This window comes from Pseudomonas sihuiensis, assembly GCF_900106015.1.
In the GTDB taxonomy this organism is placed as follows: Bacteria; Pseudomonadota; Gammaproteobacteria; order Pseudomonadales; family Pseudomonadaceae; genus Aquipseudomonas; species Aquipseudomonas sihuiensis.
In genome coordinates this window covers 1,703,044-1,721,905 of the sequence record NZ_LT629797.1, presented here as the reverse complement: position 1 = coordinate 1,721,905, position 18,862 = coordinate 1,703,044, and the positions used below count along the sequence as shown (strand labels likewise).

At 63.8% G+C, this 18,862-nt stretch carries 17 protein-coding genes; 12 read left to right on the top strand and 5 right to left on the bottom strand.

Going from position 1 to position 18,862, the window contains the following annotated elements; genetic code table 11:
• Nucleotides 1-234: 234 nt before the first annotated feature.
• The 4 genes from BLT86_RS08115 to exaA form a co-directional block, all read right to left on the bottom strand.
• Nucleotides 235-1,536, bottom strand: coding sequence for a PQQ-dependent sugar dehydrogenase (locus BLT86_RS08115; protein ID WP_092375920.1), 1,302 nt, complete (start codon nucleotides 1,534-1,536; stop codon nucleotides 235-237).
• The gene (locus tag BLT86_RS08110; RefSeq protein ID WP_092375918.1) at nucleotides 1,533-1,961 is read right to left on the bottom strand and encodes a DUF2231 domain-containing protein; all 429 of its coding nucleotides are present in this window, start codon (nucleotides 1,959-1,961) and stop codon (nucleotides 1,533-1,535) included. The genes BLT86_RS08115 and BLT86_RS08110 overlap by 4 nt, the downstream gene beginning before the upstream one ends.
• A gap of 517 nt (nucleotides 1,962-2,478) precedes the next feature.
• On the bottom strand, nucleotides 2,479-3,138 hold the full coding sequence (locus BLT86_RS08105; RefSeq protein ID WP_079783512.1) for a pentapeptide repeat-containing protein: 660 nt from the start codon (nucleotides 3,136-3,138) through the stop codon (nucleotides 2,479-2,481).
• 100 nt (nucleotides 3,139-3,238) lie between these two features.
• Nucleotides 3,239-5,101, bottom strand: coding sequence for a quinoprotein ethanol dehydrogenase (exaA, locus tag BLT86_RS08100; protein WP_079783513.1), 1,863 nt, complete (start codon nucleotides 5,099-5,101; stop codon nucleotides 3,239-3,241).
• Between the two features lie 329 nt (nucleotides 5,102-5,430).
• Here exaA and pedF point away from each other — a divergent pair, with 329 nt between their 5' ends.
• The 4 genes from pedF to BLT86_RS08080 all read left to right on the top strand — a co-directional run bounded on the left by pedF (nucleotide 5,431) and on the right by BLT86_RS08080 (nucleotide 8,691).
• Nucleotides 5,431-5,850 carry a cytochrome c-550 PedF gene (pedF, locus tag BLT86_RS08095; protein ID WP_092375915.1) on the top strand — a complete coding sequence of 140 codons (420 nt, stop codon included), beginning with the start codon at nucleotides 5,431-5,433 and terminating at the stop codon, nucleotides 5,848-5,850.
• A gap of 148 nt (nucleotides 5,851-5,998) precedes the next feature.
• Nucleotides 5,999-6,871 carry a substrate-binding periplasmic protein gene (locus tag BLT86_RS08090; protein ID WP_092380370.1) on the top strand — a complete coding sequence of 291 codons (873 nt, stop codon included), beginning with the start codon at nucleotides 5,999-6,001 and terminating at the stop codon, nucleotides 6,869-6,871.
• Nucleotides 6,872-6,892: 21 nt separating this feature from the next.
• A complete protein-coding gene (locus tag BLT86_RS08085; protein ID WP_045735411.1) occupies nucleotides 6,893-7,642 on the top strand; it encodes a quinoprotein dehydrogenase-associated SoxYZ-like carrier in 750 nt (249 codons plus the stop codon).
• Nucleotides 7,643-7,761: 119 nt separating this feature from the next.
• Nucleotides 7,762-8,691, top strand: a complete 930-nt coding sequence (locus tag BLT86_RS08080) for a quinoprotein relay system zinc metallohydrolase 1 (protein ID WP_092375913.1) — start codon at nucleotides 7,762-7,764, stop codon at nucleotides 8,689-8,691.
• A gap of 169 nt (nucleotides 8,692-8,860) precedes the next feature.
• Here the strand turns inward: BLT86_RS08080 and BLT86_RS08075 are convergent, their stop codons facing one another.
• Nucleotides 8,861-9,247: a hypothetical protein gene (locus BLT86_RS08075; protein WP_092375910.1), complete on the bottom strand. Its 387-nt coding sequence runs from the start codon at nucleotides 9,245-9,247 to the stop codon at nucleotides 8,861-8,863.
• A 217-nt stretch (nucleotides 9,248-9,464) separates the two neighbouring features.
• On the opposite strand from BLT86_RS08075, the gene BLT86_RS08070 reads away from it, so the two are divergent.
• From BLT86_RS08070 to BLT86_RS08035, 8 genes are all read left to right on the top strand, one after another.
• Nucleotides 9,465-11,240 (top strand): methanol/ethanol family PQQ-dependent dehydrogenase, encoded by a 1,776-nt coding sequence (locus BLT86_RS08070; RefSeq protein ID WP_021490539.1) that lies wholly within the window; start codon nucleotides 9,465-9,467, stop codon nucleotides 11,238-11,240.
• Between the two features lie 322 nt (nucleotides 11,241-11,562).
• On the top strand, nucleotides 11,563-13,083 hold the full coding sequence (gene exaC, locus BLT86_RS08065; RefSeq protein WP_017676586.1) for an acetaldehyde dehydrogenase ExaC: 1,521 nt from the start codon (nucleotides 11,563-11,565) through the stop codon (nucleotides 13,081-13,083).
• A 457-nt stretch (nucleotides 13,084-13,540) separates the two neighbouring features.
• Complete coding sequence (gene pqqA, locus BLT86_RS08060) at nucleotides 13,541-13,612, top strand: pyrroloquinoline quinone precursor peptide PqqA (RefSeq protein ID WP_003243383.1); 72 nt, start codon at nucleotides 13,541-13,543, stop codon at nucleotides 13,610-13,612.
• Nucleotides 13,613-13,659: 47 nt separating this feature from the next.
• A complete protein-coding gene (pqqB, locus tag BLT86_RS08055) occupies nucleotides 13,660-14,574 on the top strand; it encodes a pyrroloquinoline quinone biosynthesis protein PqqB (RefSeq protein WP_017676587.1) in 915 nt (304 codons plus the stop codon).
• Nucleotides 14,575-14,660: 86 nt separating this feature from the next.
• On the top strand, nucleotides 14,661-15,413 hold the full coding sequence (gene pqqC, locus BLT86_RS08050) for a pyrroloquinoline-quinone synthase PqqC (RefSeq protein ID WP_092375907.1): 753 nt from the start codon (nucleotides 14,661-14,663) through the stop codon (nucleotides 15,411-15,413).
• 85 nt (nucleotides 15,414-15,498) lie between these two features.
• Nucleotides 15,499-15,780 (top strand): pyrroloquinoline quinone biosynthesis peptide chaperone PqqD, encoded by a 282-nt coding sequence (gene pqqD, locus BLT86_RS08045; RefSeq protein WP_075748160.1) that lies wholly within the window; start codon nucleotides 15,499-15,501, stop codon nucleotides 15,778-15,780.
• Nucleotides 15,752-16,906 (top strand): pyrroloquinoline quinone biosynthesis protein PqqE, encoded by a 1,155-nt coding sequence (pqqE, locus tag BLT86_RS08040; RefSeq protein WP_092375905.1) that lies wholly within the window; start codon nucleotides 15,752-15,754, stop codon nucleotides 16,904-16,906. The genes pqqD and pqqE overlap by 29 nt, the downstream gene beginning before the upstream one ends.
• A complete protein-coding gene (locus BLT86_RS08035) occupies nucleotides 16,894-18,801 on the top strand; it encodes a S9 family peptidase (RefSeq protein WP_092375902.1) in 1,908 nt (635 codons plus the stop codon). The genes pqqE and BLT86_RS08035 overlap by 13 nt, the downstream gene beginning before the upstream one ends.
• The last annotated feature ends 61 nt before the right edge of the window (nucleotides 18,802-18,862 follow it).

Sequence of the window (18,862 nt, the reverse complement as noted above, 5' to 3'; positions counted from 1 at the left end):
AAGCTTGTCCACCATCTTTGCGGCCCAGATATTGAGGATGGAAACGCTTGGCCGCTTCCATCCTCAACGCTTCATTCGGCGCCTTGATCATTCCCACGCTCTGCTTGGGAATACAGCCCTCGACGCTCCGCGTCCGCTTGTAGATCGTGGCGCGTATGCAGCCGCTGGCGACGCAGAGCGTCACGGGCTATCTCCCACGCGGAGCGTGGGAGCCATATGCCGCTTTCCTCAGTCTCACTCGCTATCTTCCCGCACTACCCGCCAAACCGTATTGGCCAGATCATCCGCCACGATCAGCGCGCCGCGCGGATCGACCGTTACGCCCACCGGGCGGCCGCGGGTTTTGCCGTCTTCAGTGCGAAAGCCGGTGACGAAGTCGATGGGATCGCCTGAAGGGCGGCCATTTTCGAAGGGCACGAAGATTACCTTGTAGCCCACCGGGTTCTTGCGGTTCCAGCTGCCGTGCTCGCCGACGAATACGCCGTCGGCATATTGTTCGCCCATCACCTCGCTGGAGAAGTCCAGGCCCAGCGCGGCGACGTGGGCGCCGAGGGCGTAGTCCGGGGCGATGGCGCTGGCGACCCTGTCCGGATCCTGCGGTTTCACCCGTGGGTCGACGTGTTGGCCGAAGTAGCTGTAGGGCCAACCGTAGAAGCCGCCTTCCTGCACCGAGGTGAGGTAGTCGGGCACTAGATCCTCGCCCAGTTCGTCACGTTCGTTGACCACCGCCCACAAGGTGCCGGTGCCCGGCTGGATGGCCAGCGCGGTGGGGTTGCGCAGGCCGGTGGCGTAGGGTTTGTAGGCGCCGGTTTCGGCGTCGACCTGCCAGACCAGAGCGCGGTCGACTTCAGCCTCCATACCTCGCTCGGTGATGTTGCTGTTGGAGCCGATGCCAACGTACAGGTAGCGGCCGTCTTCGCTGATGGTCAGTGCCTTGGTCCAGTGATGGTTGATTGCCGATGGCAGGTCGGCGACCTTGCTCGGCGGGCCGCTGGCTTCGGTCTGGCCTTCTTCGTAGTCGAAGCGCACCAGTTCGTCCTGGTTGGCCACGTACAGGTTGCCTTCGTGCAGGGCCAGGCCGTAGGGCGCGTTGAGGTCTTCGGCGAAGACCGTCTGCAGCTCGTAGCTGCCGTCGCCATCGGCGTCGCGCAGCAGGGTCAGGCGGTTGCCGCTTTCCACCGTAGTGTTGCCGCGTGCCTTGATCACGCCGGCGATCACGTCCTTGGGCTTGAGCTTGGCCGCGTTGCCGCCACGGCCTTCGGCGACGAGGATATCGCCGTTGGGCAGCACCAGGGTTTGCCGGGGGATCTTCAGGTCGGTGGCAATGGCAGTGACGCTGAAGCCTTCGGGCACGGTCGGTCGTTGATCACCCCAGGGCGTCGGTTCGGCAATGGTCATGCTCGGCAGGATGCCGCGTTCGGGGGAGGGCAGGTCCGGCTGGGCTCCGTAGAACTGTTGGTTGCTGCCGGGCTCTTCGCCGCAGGCGGTCAACAGCAGGGCGAGGGGCAGGGCGGTCAGTGCGATGGCAGTTTTCATCGGGCATCTCCTATGCGTGGCTGGGCCATGCCGATCCAGGTGGCGGCAATGGCCAGCAAGGTGACGATCACCGACAGGGCCAGGCCCATGGGCATCACGGCCCAGGCGTCCTTGGCGTGCTCCAGCGCATTGATGAAGCCCAGCACCCAGGTAACCAGGAGCAGCAGGAAGTAGGTGAGCGGGCGCGGATTGCGTCGACGGAATAGCCCGACCAGAGCGAACAGCATCGCCAGGCCGGCGAATACCAGAGCGCCGGCGATCAGCCAGGAGGCGAAGTTGCTCCACTGGATCTGGTAGCTGCGGTAGTAGGCGATGTCGGCGATCAGGGCGCCGAGAAACAGCGGCACCTGGCCGCACAGCAGGGTGGCGTGCAAGGGGCTGAGGATGTTGGGGTAGGCGTGTGGAGTTGCGGTGCTGGTGGTCACGGCAGATCCCTCTTGGGCAATGACTGATGACGGCCTGGATGCTGCCGCCTCGATCTGGCTGTTCCTAAGAAGGGATTGCCCTGTGTGGGCATGGTTCAGGTTGTTTTTGCACCGAGTCAGATGGGCGAGGCCCTCGATGAGAGCTGTATAGCCTGGCGCTCGGATGATGTAGGAGCGGCGCCCCGCCGCGAACCCGTACGACGGGCACTCGAAGCGCTTCGCCCCGGGGCGGGGCTCCTACGGGAAGCGGTCTGGAGGCTTAGTTGATCGGCACTGGCGTGTAGTCCGGATGAAATCCGGGGACCGCAGACATATTGCTCCCGGATTCATCGGGCTACGAAGCTAACCTTGGGAGGCGCCAGTCGCGGCTAAAGCCCCTCCCACAAGAGCAGCCTGTAGCCTAATGTTGCAGCCGGCCTGTAGGAGCGGCTCTAGCCGCGATGTTAAGGCGTGCATCGCGGCTGAAGCGCAGTGCCGCCCAGCCGCTCTTACGGGGTGTGGGTGTTTGCGAGCGGGCTCAATCCCACCCTTTGGGGCATTGCACGCAGCCGGGCATGTTGGCGTCCTGGAAGTTGCCGAAGCGGGTGCGCGCGCCGGTGAGGTTGGCGTTTTCCAGGTTGGAGCCGCTGAGTTTCACTTCCTGCAGGTTGGCATCTTCCAGATGCGCACCCTTTAGGTCGGCCTTGCTCAACCAGGTCATTTCCAGGTTGGCCGCCTGCAGCTGGACGTTGTGCAGCTTGGCGCCGGAGAGGCGGGCGAATTCCAGGTTGGCGGCGCGCATGTCGGCGCCTTCGAATTGCGCAGCCTGGGCGAAAAGGGCCCAGCCACTGATGGCCACCAGGCTGGCGCCAGACAGGTCGGCCAGGCGCAGGTTGCTCTGTTGCAGGCTGGCACGGGTCAGGTTGGCGCCGCGCAGCTTGGCTTTCTCCAGGTTGGCCAGGTCGAGGTTGACGTGGCGCAGGTCGGCGCCGGAAAGATCGGCACCGGACAGGTCCATGCGGCGCATGTCGAGGTTGCGCAGGTCGGCGCCGCGCAGGTTGGCGTTGGGGCATTTGCTGTCGGGTTCGATGCGGCAGCCGTTGATCTGCGGCACGCCGTCGTTCTGGGTTTCGGCGCCGATGGCGTGGCTGCCGATTACCAGTAGCAGGACCGGGATAAGCAGGGGCAGGTAGTTCATGGCGAGTCCTCGAATGGGATGATGGGTGAGGCAGTCGCGGCTAAAGCCCCTCCCACAGGTAGCGTGCATGGCGCACTCAGGTGCGCCATGCGTTGGGCCTTTAGCGTTGGGCGCTGGCCTTGTCCCAGCTCGGCAGCTTGAACACCCAGAAGGAGCCGCCTTGAGCGACCGGTTTGGTCAGGTCGGCCATGTCGCCGCCCCACAGCGGCACGGCGCCCCCGTAACCGGCGGTCACGCCGATGTACTGCTCACCGTCCTGCTCCCAGGTGACGGGCGGGGAGATGATCCCGGTGCCGACCTGGAACTTCCACAGCTCCTTGCCGTTCTTGGCGTCGAAGGCCTTGAAGTAGCCGTCGCCGGTGCCGGTGAACACCAGGTTGCCCTTGGTGGCGAGCACGCCGGCCCACAGCGGCAGGCGCTCCTTGTGTTCCCAGGCGACCTTGCCGGTGGTCGGGTTCATCGCGCGCAGAATGCCGACGTGGTCGTCGAACAGACGCTTGATGCGAAAGCCCATGCCCAGGTAGGCGGAGCCCTTCTTGTAATGCGCCTCTTCGGCCCAGTAGTCCTCTTTCCAGTGGTTGGCCGGGACGTAGAACAGGCCGGTGTCCTGGCTGTAGGCCATCGGGTTCCAGTTCTTGCCGCCGAGGAACGGCGGGGAGACTTCGACCACTTCACCCTTGCTTTCACCGGGCTTGGGCTTCGGCGGGCGCTGGCCTTCGTTCTCGACCGGGCGACCGGTTTCCAGATCGATATGGCTGGCCCAGGTGATCTTGTCGACGAAGGGGAAGGCGTTCTTCAGCTTGCCGTTGGCGCGGTCGACCACGTAGAAGAAGCCGTTGCGGTCGGCGTGGGCGGTGGCCTTGGTGACCTTGCCGTCCTTGTCCTTGTAGTCGAACAGCACCAGCTCGTTGTTGCCGGAGAAGTCCCAGGCATCGTTCGGGGTGTGCTGGTAGAACCACTTCACTTCGCCGGTGGTGGGATCGACGCCGACCTGACCGGAGGTGTACAGGCTGTCGTAATCCTTGGGATTGCCGCCGTCGCTGGTGCGTGCCCAGCCGTTCCACGGGGCCGGGTTGCCGGCGCCGATGATGATGGTGTTGGTCTCGGCATCGAAACTGGCGCTCTGCCACGGCGCACCGCCGCCCTGGCTCCAGGCTTCCTTCTTGCCGGTCGGGTGGTTGGGATCATCCGGCCAGCTCGGCGCTTTGACGTCGCCCGTCGGGGTGCTGTCCTTACCGTTCAGGCGGCCCATATGGCCCTCGACGAAGGGGCGCATCCACACTTCTTCACCGGTATCCGGATCGCGGGCGAACAGCTTGCCGACCACGCCGAACTCGTCACCGGAACTGCCGTGGATCACCAACACCTTGCCTGTCTTGCCGTCTTTGACGATGGTCGGCGCGCCGGTCATGGTGTAGCCGGCGGAGTGATCGCCGAACTTCTTGTTCCAGACCACCTTGCCGGTGTCCTTGTTCAGCGCTACGACGCGGGCGTCGAGGGTGCCGAAGTAGATCTTGTCGCCATAGATGGCGGCGCCGCGGTTGACCACGTCGCAGCACGGGCGGATGTCGTCGGGAAGGCGGTGACTGTAGGTCCACAGGCGCTTGCCGGTTTTCGCATCGAGAGCGAAGACGCGCGAGTAGGAGCCGGTCACGTAGACCACGCCGTCGTGGATGATGGCCTGGGACTCCTGGCCGCGCTGCTTCTCGTCACCGAAGGAGTAGCTCCAGGCCGGGGTCAGCTTGAACACGTTTTCGGCGTTCACCTGAGCCAGCGGGCTCCAGCGCTGGGCGTTGGTGCCCATGCCGTACTGCAGCACATTGGTGGTGGTGGTGTGGTCGTTGGCGATGTCTTCCCAGGTGACCGGCTTGGCGAATGCGCCCTGGCTCAGCGCCAGGCCGCCGGCCAACATCAGGGCAAGCGCCAGAGGGCGCGGGGTGCTGGGTAGGTTTCTTGTTGTCATCGTTGTGCTTCCCATTGGAGGTGGTAGGTCGCTGCAGTGACACCGCGAAAACTGGGTTCCGGGGATGTCCAGCAGAGGCAAGCCGATGGTGGTGCCCGGCCACCTTCGCGCCTACGGAAAAACTCCCGCCTTTGCCGGGAGGATTTCCCGGTCGGCCCATGACTTGGCCTTGCTGCCAAGGCATCGCCAACACCCCCTCACAAGCCCTACTACCAAGGGACTAGAACGCGACCACCAAAGCAGCATTCGGCGCGTTGCACGGCCTTTCTAAGATGGTCGCCACGAGCTCTTTATGGGCTGTATTGCGTGCATTAGATGAGGTCCTAGCCATGAACAAGAAGATCCAATCCGCCCTGGCGCTGCTGTTGCTCGCCGCATCGACCAACCTCTGGGCGCACGGTGATGTGGTACCGCAGGCGGTGAACACCGATGGCCTGGAACCGCTCGGTGAGCAATGGCTGGACGAGAACCCCTATCGCGACAACCCGCGCGCCATCGAGATCGGCTCTTCTGCCTACAACCAGAACTGCGCCGCCTGCCACGGCCTGGAAGCCAAGTCCGGCGGTATCGCCCCGGACCTGCGCCTGCTCGAGCTGGGTGCCATGGGTGACGAGTGGTACAAGGAACGGGTGATCAACGGTGCGGTGCGCGATGGCCGTGTGTACATGCCGAAGATGGCCGACTTCCTCAGCCAGGAAGCGCTGTGGGCGGTGCGTACCTATCTGGAGAGCGTGCACGTCGAGGAGTAAGCGCTTGATGATAAATCTGCTGCGCTCGGCATCTCGCGTTTCGGCGGTGCTCGCAATGCTCATGTATTTCAATACATTCCGCTTGCTGCGCGCAGGCCCAGCGCGACCTGACATCGCTCACGACGATTTCTTCATAAGCGCTCGCGTCATGCGCCGGCTGATCCTCCTGTGTGGCCTGCTGCTAGGCCTGGGCATTGCCCAGGCGCAGGTGCGCGACTTCGACCGCATCACCGAGTCGGGCATCCTGCGCGTGGCGCTGTACCAGAACTTCCCGCCCTACAGCTACGAGCAGGACGGTCAGCCGCGTGGCGTCGACTACGAGCTGGCCAAGGCGCTGGCCGAAGGGCTTGGGCTGAAGCTGGAAGTGATGTGGGCGCCGCCAGGCGAAAAGCTTGACGACGACCTGCGTGACTACATCTGGCGTGGTCGGGTGACCGCGCAGGGCCAGCTGGCCGATGTGATGTTGCGTGTGCCATACGACCGTGACTACGCGCAGATGCGCAATGAGCTGGGCGAGCTGGTCAACGAACGCGTGGTGATGTTCGGCCCCTATCAGCGCGAGCGCTGGCAGCTGGCGTTCGACCGTCGGCGGCTGGCCGAGGTGGCGAGCATCGTTGCGTTGCGCCAGCATCCGGTGGGCGTGGAAGTCGAGAGTGTGCCCTCGTTCTACCTGAGTTCGGTGCAGGGCGGCATGCTCAGCCAGGAAACCCGCCATTACCCAACGCCGAAGCTGGCCTTTGCGGCCATGCAGGGTGGTGAAGTGGATGCGGTGATGGCGCTGCGTGGCGAGGTGGACTGGCTGCTGCACGAGGCCGATGACCCGCAACTGGCGCTGGCCGAGAACGCCTACCCGGACATGGGCCGGCAGATCTGGGAAATCGGCATGGCGGTGCACGAAACCAATCGGCAATTGGCCTATGCCCTGGAAGAACAGCTGGAAACCCTGATTCTCGACGGCTCGCTCGAGCGCCTGTATGCGCGCTACGGGCTGCGCTACGAGAAGCCAGAACAATACCAATAAGAGTCGAGCCGGAGGTGGGCGATGGATTGGCGTAGCCTGATGTTGCTGGCCCTGTTTGCCTGGGCCTGGGAAGCGCGGGCCGCCGCGCCCGATCCGGTCACCTCGGTGATGTGGGACTACTACCACCAGCGTCTGCTCAACGGTGAGGCCTTCGTATTCGACGACAAGATTCGCCTCGAGGTGCCGCCATTCGCCGAGGATGCGCGCCAGGTGCCGATCCAGATCGACGCCAGCGCCTACCGTGGCAAGGTCAAGCGCATTCTGGCTTGGGCCGAGCTCAACCCGATCCCGCGTATTCTCGACTTCGCCCCCGGCGACCACCTGGAACCGAGTCTGGCTATTCGTATCCGTGTCGAGCAGGCCACGCCGATTCGCGCGGCGGTGCTGACCGACGATGGCGTCTGGCATATCGGCTCGGCCCGCGTCGAAGCGGCGGGTGGCGGCTGTACCGCGCCTAGCGTAGTGCGTGCCGAGGCAGGCTGGGAGGAGCGCCTGGGCCAAGTGTTGGGCAAGCGCTTCGTACGCGGTGAGGACAGCCGGCTGCGCCTGCAGGTGTCGCACCCGATGGACAACGGCCTGGTCGGCGGCATCCCCGAGTTCTACATCGAAGAAGCCGAGCTGCGCGATGCCGATGGCCAGGTGCTGGGGCGCATCGAGCTGTTTCCGGCGGTCAGCGAGAACCCGACGCTGAGCTTCGACCTGCGCGGCAATCGGCACGCCGAGCTGTGGCTGCGCGACAACAACGGCAACGAATTCCAGGCCGCGTTCTGACGACGGTTCTATTCGCCGCGGGGCGCGGCTCCCACAAGAACCAACAATGCTCGCCCAGTCTGTAGGAGCCCCGCCTCGGGGCGAAGCTCGCGGCTCAGGCCGATTTCGAGGAGAAAAGCATGCGCTGGATACTGTTTCTGCTGGCTCTCGGTACCGGGTTTGCCCAGGCGCTCGACTACCACCTGCAACCCCGGCAGATTGCTGACGGCGTCTGGTTGCTGGAAGGCAGCACCGATAATTTCGCCGCGGACAACGGCGGCAATATCGTCAACGTGGGCTTCATCGAAACCGCTGACGGCGTGGTGGTGATCGATACCGGCCCGTCGCGCCGCTACGGCGAGGCGCTGCGCCAGAGTATCGAGAAAACCACCGGCAAACCGGTGGTGCGCGTGTTGCTGACTCACCATCACCCCGATCATGTGCTCGGCAACCAGGCTTTCGCCGGGGTGCCTATCGCGGCGCTACCCGAGACCACAGGGTTGTTGGCCGAGCAGGGCGATGCCATGGCGGAGAACATGTACCGCCTGGTCGGCGACTGGATGCGAGGTACCGAAGTGGTGTTGCCCACCGAGGACGTGCAGGAAGGCACGCTGGAGATAGGCGGCAGACGCCTGCAACTGCTGGCGCTGCGTGGCCACACCGGTGCCGATCTGGCGATTCTCGACGAGCGCACGGGCGTCTTGTTTGCCGGCGATATCCTGTTCTACCAGCGCGCGCTGACCACACCGAACAGCCCGGGGCTGGACGTGTGGCTGGCTGATCTGGATCGGCTCGAAGCAATGCCCTGGAAGCAGATCGTGCCCGGCCATGGCCCGGTGACCACCGATGCGGCGCCGTTCGTGCAGATGCGTGATTACCTGGGCTGGCTCGATGGCATGCTGCGTCAGGGGGCGGAGCAGGGCGCGGAGATGAACGAATTGATCCGCGCGCCCATCCCTGAGCGCTTCGCCCAGGTCAACCTGTCGCGCTACGAGCTGATCCGCAGCGTCAGCCACCTCTACCCGCGCTACGAGCTCAATGCCATGGGGCGGGTTGATCGTCAGGATTAGAAACCTGGGGTGTCATCGGTGCGCGCGGCGCACCCTACGCGAACGTCGCCACGGCTTGGTAGGGTGCGCTGCGCGCACCAGCATGTGCTGGAAATACCCTGTGGGAAGGGCTTTAGCCGCGACTTGCGTATAAAAGAGTCGCCGCTGAAGCGCCTCCCACTCTCAGCGATCAGAGCTCTTCGTCATCACGAATCAGCACGTAATGACGGCCGTGCTCGGTCTCTTCGTGGTCGTAGACGTAATACATCACCACGTCGCCCTGGCTGGACTGCACGGCCACGTAGTCACCGCTGTCGGGCATGAAGAATTCCCGGGTGGCTGGCTTGGCCAGGCATTCGATATGGGCGCTGACGAAGTGCGTGGGATCTTCCTCGCCGTAGTAGTCCTCGCGCTGGTGCGCGTCCCACTCCTGTGGCGGCTCGAAGGCGCCGGTGATCAGCACCTTGGCGTCGCCCAGGTCCTGCTCTTCGGCATCCGGGTCCTGCTCGTCGGGGCGATAGACCGTGCAGTCCAGTGCATCGAGATGGTTGAGAATTTCCTGGCGAGGGTGGGGCACGGGCGTCTCCGATCAGAATGTGCGGGCGGCCAAGTGTCGGGCAAAGCCGGGGCCGCCGCAATCGTCATGATCATGGCCTGTGGAGCAGGTATTGCTACCAAGGAACGAGGAAAATCGGCTGGGGGTGCAATTGTTGGGTGACCCGGGTGAGCCAAGAATTTGCGGCAGACCGGGAAAATTTCCCGGCAATAACAATGAACCCGCAGAGGTAGCCGCAATGAAACACGCCGGTCTTCGCCAGCCTTTCCTCCTCACCGCACTCTGTGCCGCCATGCTGTTGCCGTCCGCCGCCGCGCTGGCGGTCACCGACGCCGAGATTCTCAAGGACGCCACCACCACCGACGAGATCGTCACCAATGGCCTCGGTCTGCAGGGCCAGCGCTACAGCCCGCTGAACATCCTCAACGATCAGAACGTCAAGGAACTGCGCCCGGTCTGGACCATGTCCTTCGGTGGCGAGAAGCAGCGTGGTCAGCAGGCGCAGCCGCTGATTAAGGACGGGGTGATGTACGTCACCGCTTCCTACTCGCGGGTGTTCGCCGTCGATGCGCGCACCGGGCGTGAGCTGTGGCAGTACGAAGCGCGCCTGCCAGACGATATCCGCCCCTGCTGCGACGTGATCAACCGGGGTGTCGCCCTGTACGACGACCTGGTGATCTTCGGCACCCTGGATGCCAAGCTGGTGGCGCTGAACAAGGACACCGGCAAAGTGGTATGGCGCAAGAACGTCGCCGATCACAAGGCGGGTTACTCCATCACCGCGGCGCCGCTGGTGGTCAACGGCAAGCTGATCACTGGCGTCTCCGGTGGTGAGTTCGGCGTGGTCGGCAAGATCGAAGCCTACGATCCGAAGAACGGTGAGCTGCTCTGGAGTCGCCCGACCGTCGAAGGTCACATGGGCTACGTCTACAAGGACGGCAAGGCCGTCGAGAACGGTATCAGCGGTGGCGAGGCCGGCAAGACCTGGCCGGGCGACCTGTGGAAGACCGGCGGCGCCGCGCCCTGGCTGGGCGGCTACTACGATGCCGACACCAACCTGCTGTTCTTCGGTACCGGCAACCCGGCACCGTGGAACTCGCACCTGCGTCCTGGCGACAACCTCTATTCCTCGTCGCGCCTGGCACTGAACCCGGACGACGGCAGCATCAAATGGCACTTCCAGACCACGCCGCACGACGGCTGGGACTTCGACGGCGTCAACGAGCTGATCTCCTTCGACTATCAGGAAGGCGGCAAGACCGTGAAGGCTGCGGCCACTGCCGACCGTAACGGCTTCTTCTATGTGCTCGATCGCACCAACGGCAAGTTCATCCGTGGCTTCCCCTTCGTCGACAAGATCACCTGGGCCAAAGGCCTGGACAAGAACGGCCGGCCGATCTACGACGACAGCAACCGTCCGGGCTCGCCTAGCGCGAAGGAGAAGGGCACGAGCGTGTTCTCCGCTCCGGCCTTCCTCGGCGCGAAGAACTGGATGCCCATGGCCTACAGCCAGGACACCGGCCTGTTCTACGTGCCGTCCAACGAGTGGGGCATGGACATCTGGAACGAGGATATCGCCTACAAGAAGGGCGCCGCCTACCTGGGTGCCGGCTTCACCATCAAGCCGCTCAACGAGGAATACATCGGCGTGCTGCGCGCCATCGACCCGAAAACCGGCAAGGAAGTCTGGCGCCACAAGAACTACGCGCCGCTGTGGGGCGGCGTGCTGACCACCAAGGGCAACCTGGTGTTCACCGGCAACCCGGAAGGCTACCTGCAGGCGTTCAATGCCAAGACCGGTGAGAAAGTCTGGGAATTCCAGACCGGCTCGGGCGTGATCGGCTCGCCCGTGACCTGGGAAATGGACGGCGAGCAGTACGTTTCGGTGCTGTCCGGCTGGGGTGGTGCGGTACCGCTGTGGGGTGGCGAGGTGGCCAAGCGCGTCAAGCACCTGAACCAGGGCGGCATGCTCTGGACCTTCAAGCTGCCGAAGGAGCTGGTGGCCAAGCGCTGATCGCTTGAGGTGTCAGACGATGGCCGGACTCTGTCCGGCCATCGTCGTTTCTGGCGCCTGCCTGCCAGCGCTGAGCTGCTGCGACATACCACGGGCGAAATTTTCTGGTCGGGAACGCAAGACCAGGCCAACGGGTCTAGCCTTTAGCTTCCACAGCCTCGTGCCTCGCTGCCAAAAGCCCGTGCCAGACAGCTCTACTACCAAATGACTAGGTGATCTATGCCATGGGCGCATACCGAGGTTTTCGGGGGCTTCCTAAGATCGAACCATGACTCGCTTCCCCGATTGGCAGCGGGCTCCGACAACAAGAGAGGTCAGCATCATGATTTACGCGAAACCGGGTACCGCAGGCGCCGTCGTCACCCTCAAACCACGCTACGGCAACTACATCGGCGGTGAGTTCGTCGCTCCGCTCAGCGGCCAGTACTTCAGCAACACCAGCCCAGTCGATGGCTCGGTGATCGGCGAATTCCCCCGTTCCAACGCTGCCGACATCGACAAGGCGCTGGACGCCGCGCATGCCGCCGCCGACGCCTGGGGCAAGACTTCGGTGCAGGAGCGCTCGCACATCCTGCTGAAGATCGCCGACCGCATCGAAGCCAACCTCGAGCTGCTGGCCGTGGCCGAAACCTGGGACAACGGTAAGGCCGTGCGTGAAACCCTCAATGCCGACGTGCCGCTGGCCGCTGACCATTTCCGCTATTTCGCTGGCTGCATCCGCGCCCAGGAAGGCAGCACCGCCGAGATCAACGAAGGCACCGTGGCCTATCACTTCCACGAACCGCTGGGCGTGGTTGGGCAGATCATCCCGTGGAACTTCCCGTTGCTGATGGCCGCCTGGAAACTTGCGCCGGCCCTGGCTGCCGGCAACGCCGTGGTGCTCAAGCCGGCCGAGCAGACGCCGCTGTCGATCACCCTTTTCGCCGAGCTGATCGGCGATCTGCTGCCACCGGGTGTACTCAACATCGTTCAGGGCTTCGGCCGCGAAGCCGGTGAGTCGCTGGCCACCAGCAAGCGCATCGCCAAGATCGCCTTTACCGGTTCGACTCCAGTGGGTTCGCACATCATGAAGTGCGCCGCCGAGAACATCATCCCGAGCACCGTCGAGCTGGGCGGCAAATCGCCGAACATCTTCTTCGCCGACATCATGAACGCCGAGCCGGCCTTTATCGAGAAGGCTGCCGAAGGCCTGGTGCTGGGCTTCTTCAACCAGGGTGAGGTGTGCACGTGTCCGTCGCGCGCCCTGGTGCAGGAGTCGATCTACGACGCCTTCATGGTCGAAGTACTGAAGAAGGTCAAACAGATCAAGCGTGGCAACCCGCTGGACACCGAGACCATGGTCGGCGCCCAGGCTTCGCAGCAGCAGTACGACAAGATCCTCAGCTACCTCGAAATCGCTCAGCAGGAAGGCGCCCAGGTGCTCACCGGCGGTGCGGCCGAGCAACTGCAAGGAGACCTTGCCAGCGGCTATTACATCCAGCCGACCCTGCTCAAGGGCACCAACAAGATGCGCGTGTTCCAGGAAGAAATCTTCGGTCCGGTGATCGGTGTGACCACCTTCAAGGACGAAGCCGAAGCCCTGGCGATTGCCAACGACACCGAGTTCGGCCTCGGCGCCGGCGTGTGGAGCCGCGACATGAACGTCGCCTACCGCATGGGCCGCGCAATCAAGGCCGGCCGCGTATGGACCAACTGCTACCACCTGTACCCGGCGCATGCCGCCTTCGGTGGTTACAAGAAGTCCGGCGTCGGCCGTGAAACCCACAAGATGATGCTCGACCACTACCAGCAGACCAAGAACCTGCTGGTGAGCTATGACATTAATCCGCTCGGCTTCTTCTGATAGCCAGCACACGATCTGCTGCGCGTCGGCCCTACTGCGTTAGAAGCAGGCTCGGAATGCTCATGTACAAAAGTACACTCCGCTTCCTCACCTGCTTCTGCCTTGTAGGTCTCTAGCTCGCAAGATCGTGAGCCGGCTATGTACCAAAGGTGGCGCGCTCGCTCCGGTGCGCCGCCTCTTGCCAGGCGAACAACCCTACCCGGGTGGATCTGCAGGCAGCCATGGGCCTGAACGGCAGCAGATCCTTATCGCGACGCGGCTTCGGCCGCGTTTTTTATTGGCGCATGTTTCAGGCCAGGCGATGACTGGAACCTTCCAGGCGTGAGGCATGCCTACTGATAGCGTCACCTACCAATGCCAGTGCCGATTCATCCCAAAGTACCATTTGGCCTCTTGCCTGGCGGGGGCTTAATGGGGTTGCCGGAATGCCCCGGCTTCATAACAAGAGGACCGCATCATGTGGACTAAACCCGCCTACACCGATCTGCGCATTGGCTTCGAAGTGACCATGTATTTCGCCAACCGTTGATCGCTCCTGGCCCCGGCTCGTCCGGGGCATCCCCGCTGGTGACTTCCATGCATATCCAGATTCTCGGTTCCGCCGCTGGCGGCGGCTTTCCCCAGTGGAACTGCAACTGCCGCAACTGCCGCGGCGTGCGTGCCGGTACCCTGCGGGCGCAGCCGCGCACGCAATCGTCCATCGCCATTTCCGATGACGGTGAGCAGTGGATCCTGTGCAATGCCTCGCCGGACATCCGTGCGCAGATCGAGGCCTTTCCGGCGCTGCAACCAGCGCGCAAGCTGCGTGACACCGCCATCGCCGGCATCGTCCTGCTCGATAGCCAGATCGACCATTGCACCGGTCTGCTTACCCTGCGCGAAGGCTGCCCGCATCAGGTCTGGTGTACCGAGATGGTGCATCAGGACCTGACCACCGGTTTTCCGCTATTCAACATGCTCAGCCACTGGAATGGCGGCCTGCAGCACCAGTTGATCGAGCTGGATGCAAAACCCTTCAGCATTCCCGCCTGTCCGGCGCTGAGCATCACCGCCATTGCCCTGCGCAGCAGCGCGCCGCCGTATTCGCCGCATCGCGGCAATCCGTACCCGGGGGACAACATCGGCCTGTTCATCGAGGACCGTCGCAGCGGCCGCAGCCTGTTCTACGCACCAGGCCTGGGCCAGGTAGACGAGCACCTGCTGGGCTGGATGCGCCGCGCGGACTGCCTGCTGGTCGATGGCACGCTGTGGCGTGACGACGAGATGCGCGTGTGTGAGGTGGGCGACAAGCTCGGCAGTGAGATGGGCCACCTGTGCCAAAGCGGCCCTGGCGGCATGATCGAGGTGCTCGACGGCCTGCCGTCCGCGCGCAAGATCCTTATCCATATCAACAACACCAACCCGATTCTCGACCTGGATTCGCCCGAGCGCACCGAACTGGACGCCCACGGCATCGAGGTCGCGTTCGATGGCATGAGCATCGTTTTGTAGGGTGTTCGGGGCCGTTCAGGTCGCGCGGACCTTAAAGAATGCTGGTGCGCACGGCGCACCCTACGCAACGCGTATCGGAGATACTGATGAGCCAACCTGCCATGACCCCTGCCGAGTTCGAGCAGGCGCTGCGCGCCAAGGGCGCGCTGTATCACATCCATCACCCGTTCCATCGCGCCATGTACGAAGGGCGCGCCACCCGCGAGCAGATCCAGGGCTGGGTGGCCAATCGCTTCTACTACCAGGTCAATATCCCGCTGAAGGATGCGGCGATCCTCGCCAACTGCCCGGATCGCGAAACCCGGCGCGAGTGGATTCAGCGCATCCTCGATCATGACGGTGCGCCCGGAGAAGAGGGCGGTATCGAGGCCTGGCTGCGCCTGGCCGAGTCCGTCGGTCTCTACCGTGATCAGGTGCTGTCGCAGGAGCTGGTGCTGCCCGGCGTGCGCTTCGCCGTCGATGCCTACGTCAACTTCGCTCGTCGCGCCAACTGGCAGGAAGCGGCCAGCAGTTCGCTGACCGAGCTGTTCGCCCCACAGATCCACCAGTCGCGCCTGGATGCCTGGCCGCAGCACTACCCATGGATCGACGCCACCGGCTACGACTACTTCCGCAAGCGTCTGAAAGAGGCGCGCCGCGATGTCGAACACGGCCTGCGCATCACCCTCGAACACTACCGCACGCGCGAAGCGCAGGAGCGCATGCTGCAGATCCTGCAATTCAAGCTCGACGTGCTGTGGAGCATGCTCGACGCCATGAGCATGGCCTACGAGCTGCAGCGTCCGCCGTATCACACCGTGACCAACGAGCGCGTCTGGCACCGGGGAATCGAGCTATGAACCTCGATGTGTTGGTGCGCACGGCGCACCCTACGGCCGAGTCCTTTGTAGGGTGCGCCGCGCGCACCAGTGAGGAGTCTGAACAATGACAGCTGTCATCCTGCCCCCCAGCGTACCCGCTATCCGCCGCGGCTTCCGCCTGCAATTCGAGCCGGCCCAGGGTTGCCACGTGCTGCTCTATCCGGAAGGCATGATTAAGCTCAACGACAGTGCGGGCGAGATTCTCCAGCAGGTCGACGGTAAGCGCTCGGTGGCCGAGATCATCGGCAACCTGCACCAGCGCTTCCCCGATGTGCCCGGTATCGACGAGGACATTCTTGCCTTCATGGAGGTGGCCCATGCCCAGTTCTGGATCGAGCTTCGCTAAGGCAGGTCATGAACCAGGGCCACCGCTGTGGCTGCTGGCCGAGCTGACCTACCGCTGCCCGCTGCAGTGCCCGTACTGCTCCAACCCGCTGGACTTCTCCCAGCAGGGCCCAGAGTTGTCGACCGCCGAATGGGTCGAGGTATTCCGCCAGGCCCGTGGACTGGGGGCGGCGCAGCTGGGCTTCTCCGGTGGCGAGCCGCTGGTGCGTCAGGATCTGGCCGAGCTGATCGCAGCGGCGCGCGGCCTGGGCTACTACACCAACCTGATCACCTCCGGCATCGGCCTGACCGAAGCACGTATCGCCGAGTTCGCCGATGCCGGCCTCGATCATATCCAGATCAGCTTCCAGGCTGCCGATGAGGAAGTGAACAACCTGCTGGCGGGCTCGAAGAAGGCCTTCGCGCAGAAACTGGCGATGGCCCGCGCGGTCAAGGCCCATGGCTACCCTATGGTGCTCAACTTCGTCACCCACCGGCACAACATCGACAATATCGAGCGCATCATCGAACTGTGCCTGGAGCTGGAGGCGGATTTCGTCGAGCTCGCCACCTGCCAGTTCTACGGTTGGGCCGAGCTGAACCGAGCCGGGCTGCTTCCGACCCGCGCGCAACTGGAGCGCGCCGAACGCATCACCAATCAGTGGCGCGACAAGCTGGCGGCCGAGAACCACCCGTGCAAGCTGATCTTCGTCACCCCGGACTACTACGAGGAGCGCCCCAAGGCCTGTATGAACGGTTGGGGCAACCTGTTCCTCGACATCACCCCTGACGGCACGGCGCTGCCTTGCCACAGCGCGCGGCAGTTGCCGGTGCAGTTTCCCAACGTGCGCGAGCACAGTCTCGAACATATCTGGCGGCATTCCTTCGGTTTCAACCGCTTCCGCGGTGACGACTGGATGCCCGAGCCGTGTCGTTCGTGCGACGAGAAGGACAAGGATTTCGGCGGCTGTCGCTGCCAGGCCTTCATGCTCACCGGCGATGCCAGTAACGCCGACCCGGTATGCAGCAAGTCGGCGCACCATGGCGTTATTCTCGCTGCACGTCAGCAGGCCGATGAAGCACCGCTTGGGCTGGGTGAACTGCAGTATCGCAACGAGAAGGCCTCACGAATCATATGCAAAGCGTAGGGTGCGCCGTGCGCACCGATCCTGACGCGATCTGGAGCGCCGAGCAGGCTGCAGCCGCCAGTGCCGACTTCGCCGAACTGCACGCTGCCCACGGTGGCGTGTTGTGGGTGGCATTCGACCCACAGTTGGCGCGTTGCGGGCTGTTCTTCTGCCGCAACGGTGTGGTGTGTGAGTTGACCCCGCCAGGGTTCTCCGTGCGCAGCCGCGTCTACGAGTACGGCGGTGGCGCTTGCTGTGCCACGGAGCATGGCGTGGCGTTCGTCAATGAGCGTGATCAGCAGGTCTATCGTATCGATATCGGCTTGGACGGCGGTGCGTACGGCGCACCCTACCTGATCACCAGTCACTCCCACTGCCGTTATGGCGACCTGTCCTTCGTGCCCGCCTGGCAGGCGTTGCTGGCTGTGGAGGAAAGTCATGAAGGCGGCGCGGCGGTGCATCGCCTGGTGCGCATCGGTCTGAACGGCAAGCGTGAGGTACTGGTCGAGGGTGCCGATTTCTATGCGGCGCCGGTGGCTGACCCCACTGGCCAGCGTCTTGCCTGGATCGAATGGGATCGACCACATCAGCCCTGGATCGCCACGCGCCTGTGCCAGCGTGAGTCCGGCGAGCGCACTCGGGTGCTGGCCGGGCAGGGCAGCGATCAGGCCCTGCAGCAGCCGCGGTTCGATGCCCGGGGCCGGTTGTGGGTGTTGAGCGACAAGGCAGGGTGGTGGCAACCCTGTTGCGTCGATGGCGACACAACGTTGCACGCCGAGCCCTATGATCACGCGCCAGCGCCCTGGCAACTGGGCGGTCGAACCTATCTGCCGCTGGAAAACGGCGAGCTTTTACTGACGCGTTTCGAGCAAGGCAAAGGCGTTCTGGTAGGGTGCGCTGCGCGCACCAGCGATCTCGGCGACAACACAATTGTTGCGCACAGCCTGGGCGGCCCCGCGACACCCTATCCAAAGGCGGAGCGGTTGTTGGCCGAAGGGTTTACGCGTTTCCGTAGCCTGGCTGCCGACAACGAACATTTCTACTGCATCGCTGCCGCTCCTGATCGTCTGCCAGCGGTGCTTGCCATTCGCCGCAGCGATGGCGCATTGCAGATGCTGGCTGGCGGCGAGCAGCCGCTGGCGGAAGCACAGCTATCACGACCCCAGCCATTCAGCTGTGGGGTCGGTGAGGGCGAACGCAGCCATGGTTTTTTCTACTCGCCTGCATCAACCGGGGAGCGCCCGCCGCTTTTGATCTTCCTGCACGGCGGGCCGACTTCAGCCAGCTACCCGGTGTTCGATCCGCGTATCGCCTTTTGGACGCTGCGCGGCTTCGCCGTGCTCGACCTCAATTACCGGGGCAGCAGTGGTTACGGTCGTGCTTATCGGTTGCGTCTGGCTGACCAGTGGGGCGAGCTGGAAGTCGAGGACATCCGCGCCGCCATCGACGCACTGGCCGGTGATGGCCGTATCGATGCGCAACGTGTGTTCGTGCGCGGTGGTAGTGCTGGCGGCTTCAGCGCGCTGCGTGCTCTGGCCGAGCTGCCGCAGTTACGTGGCGGCGCCAGCCTCTATGGTGTCAGCGACCCGCTGGCGCTGCGCCGGCTGACCCACAAGTTCGAGGCGGATTATCTCGACTGGCTGATCGGCGACCCCGAGCAGGATGCCGAGCGCTACCGGGATCGCACACCCTTGTTGCAGGCCGAACGGATCAAGGCACCAGTGATTTTCTTCCAGGGCGCACTGGATGCGGTGGTGGTGCCGAGCCAGACCGAAAGCATGATCGAGGCACTGCGTCAGCGCGGTTTCCCGGTGGAATACCACCTGTTCGCCGAGGAACGCCACGGTTTCCGTCAAGCCACCAACCTGGCCGAGGCTCTGCGCGCTGAGCATGCCTTTTATCAGCGGCTGAGCTGATCGCAGGTCGCATTGCATTAACCCGGCAATGCAGTAGGCTGATCGCCATTCCATAACAATA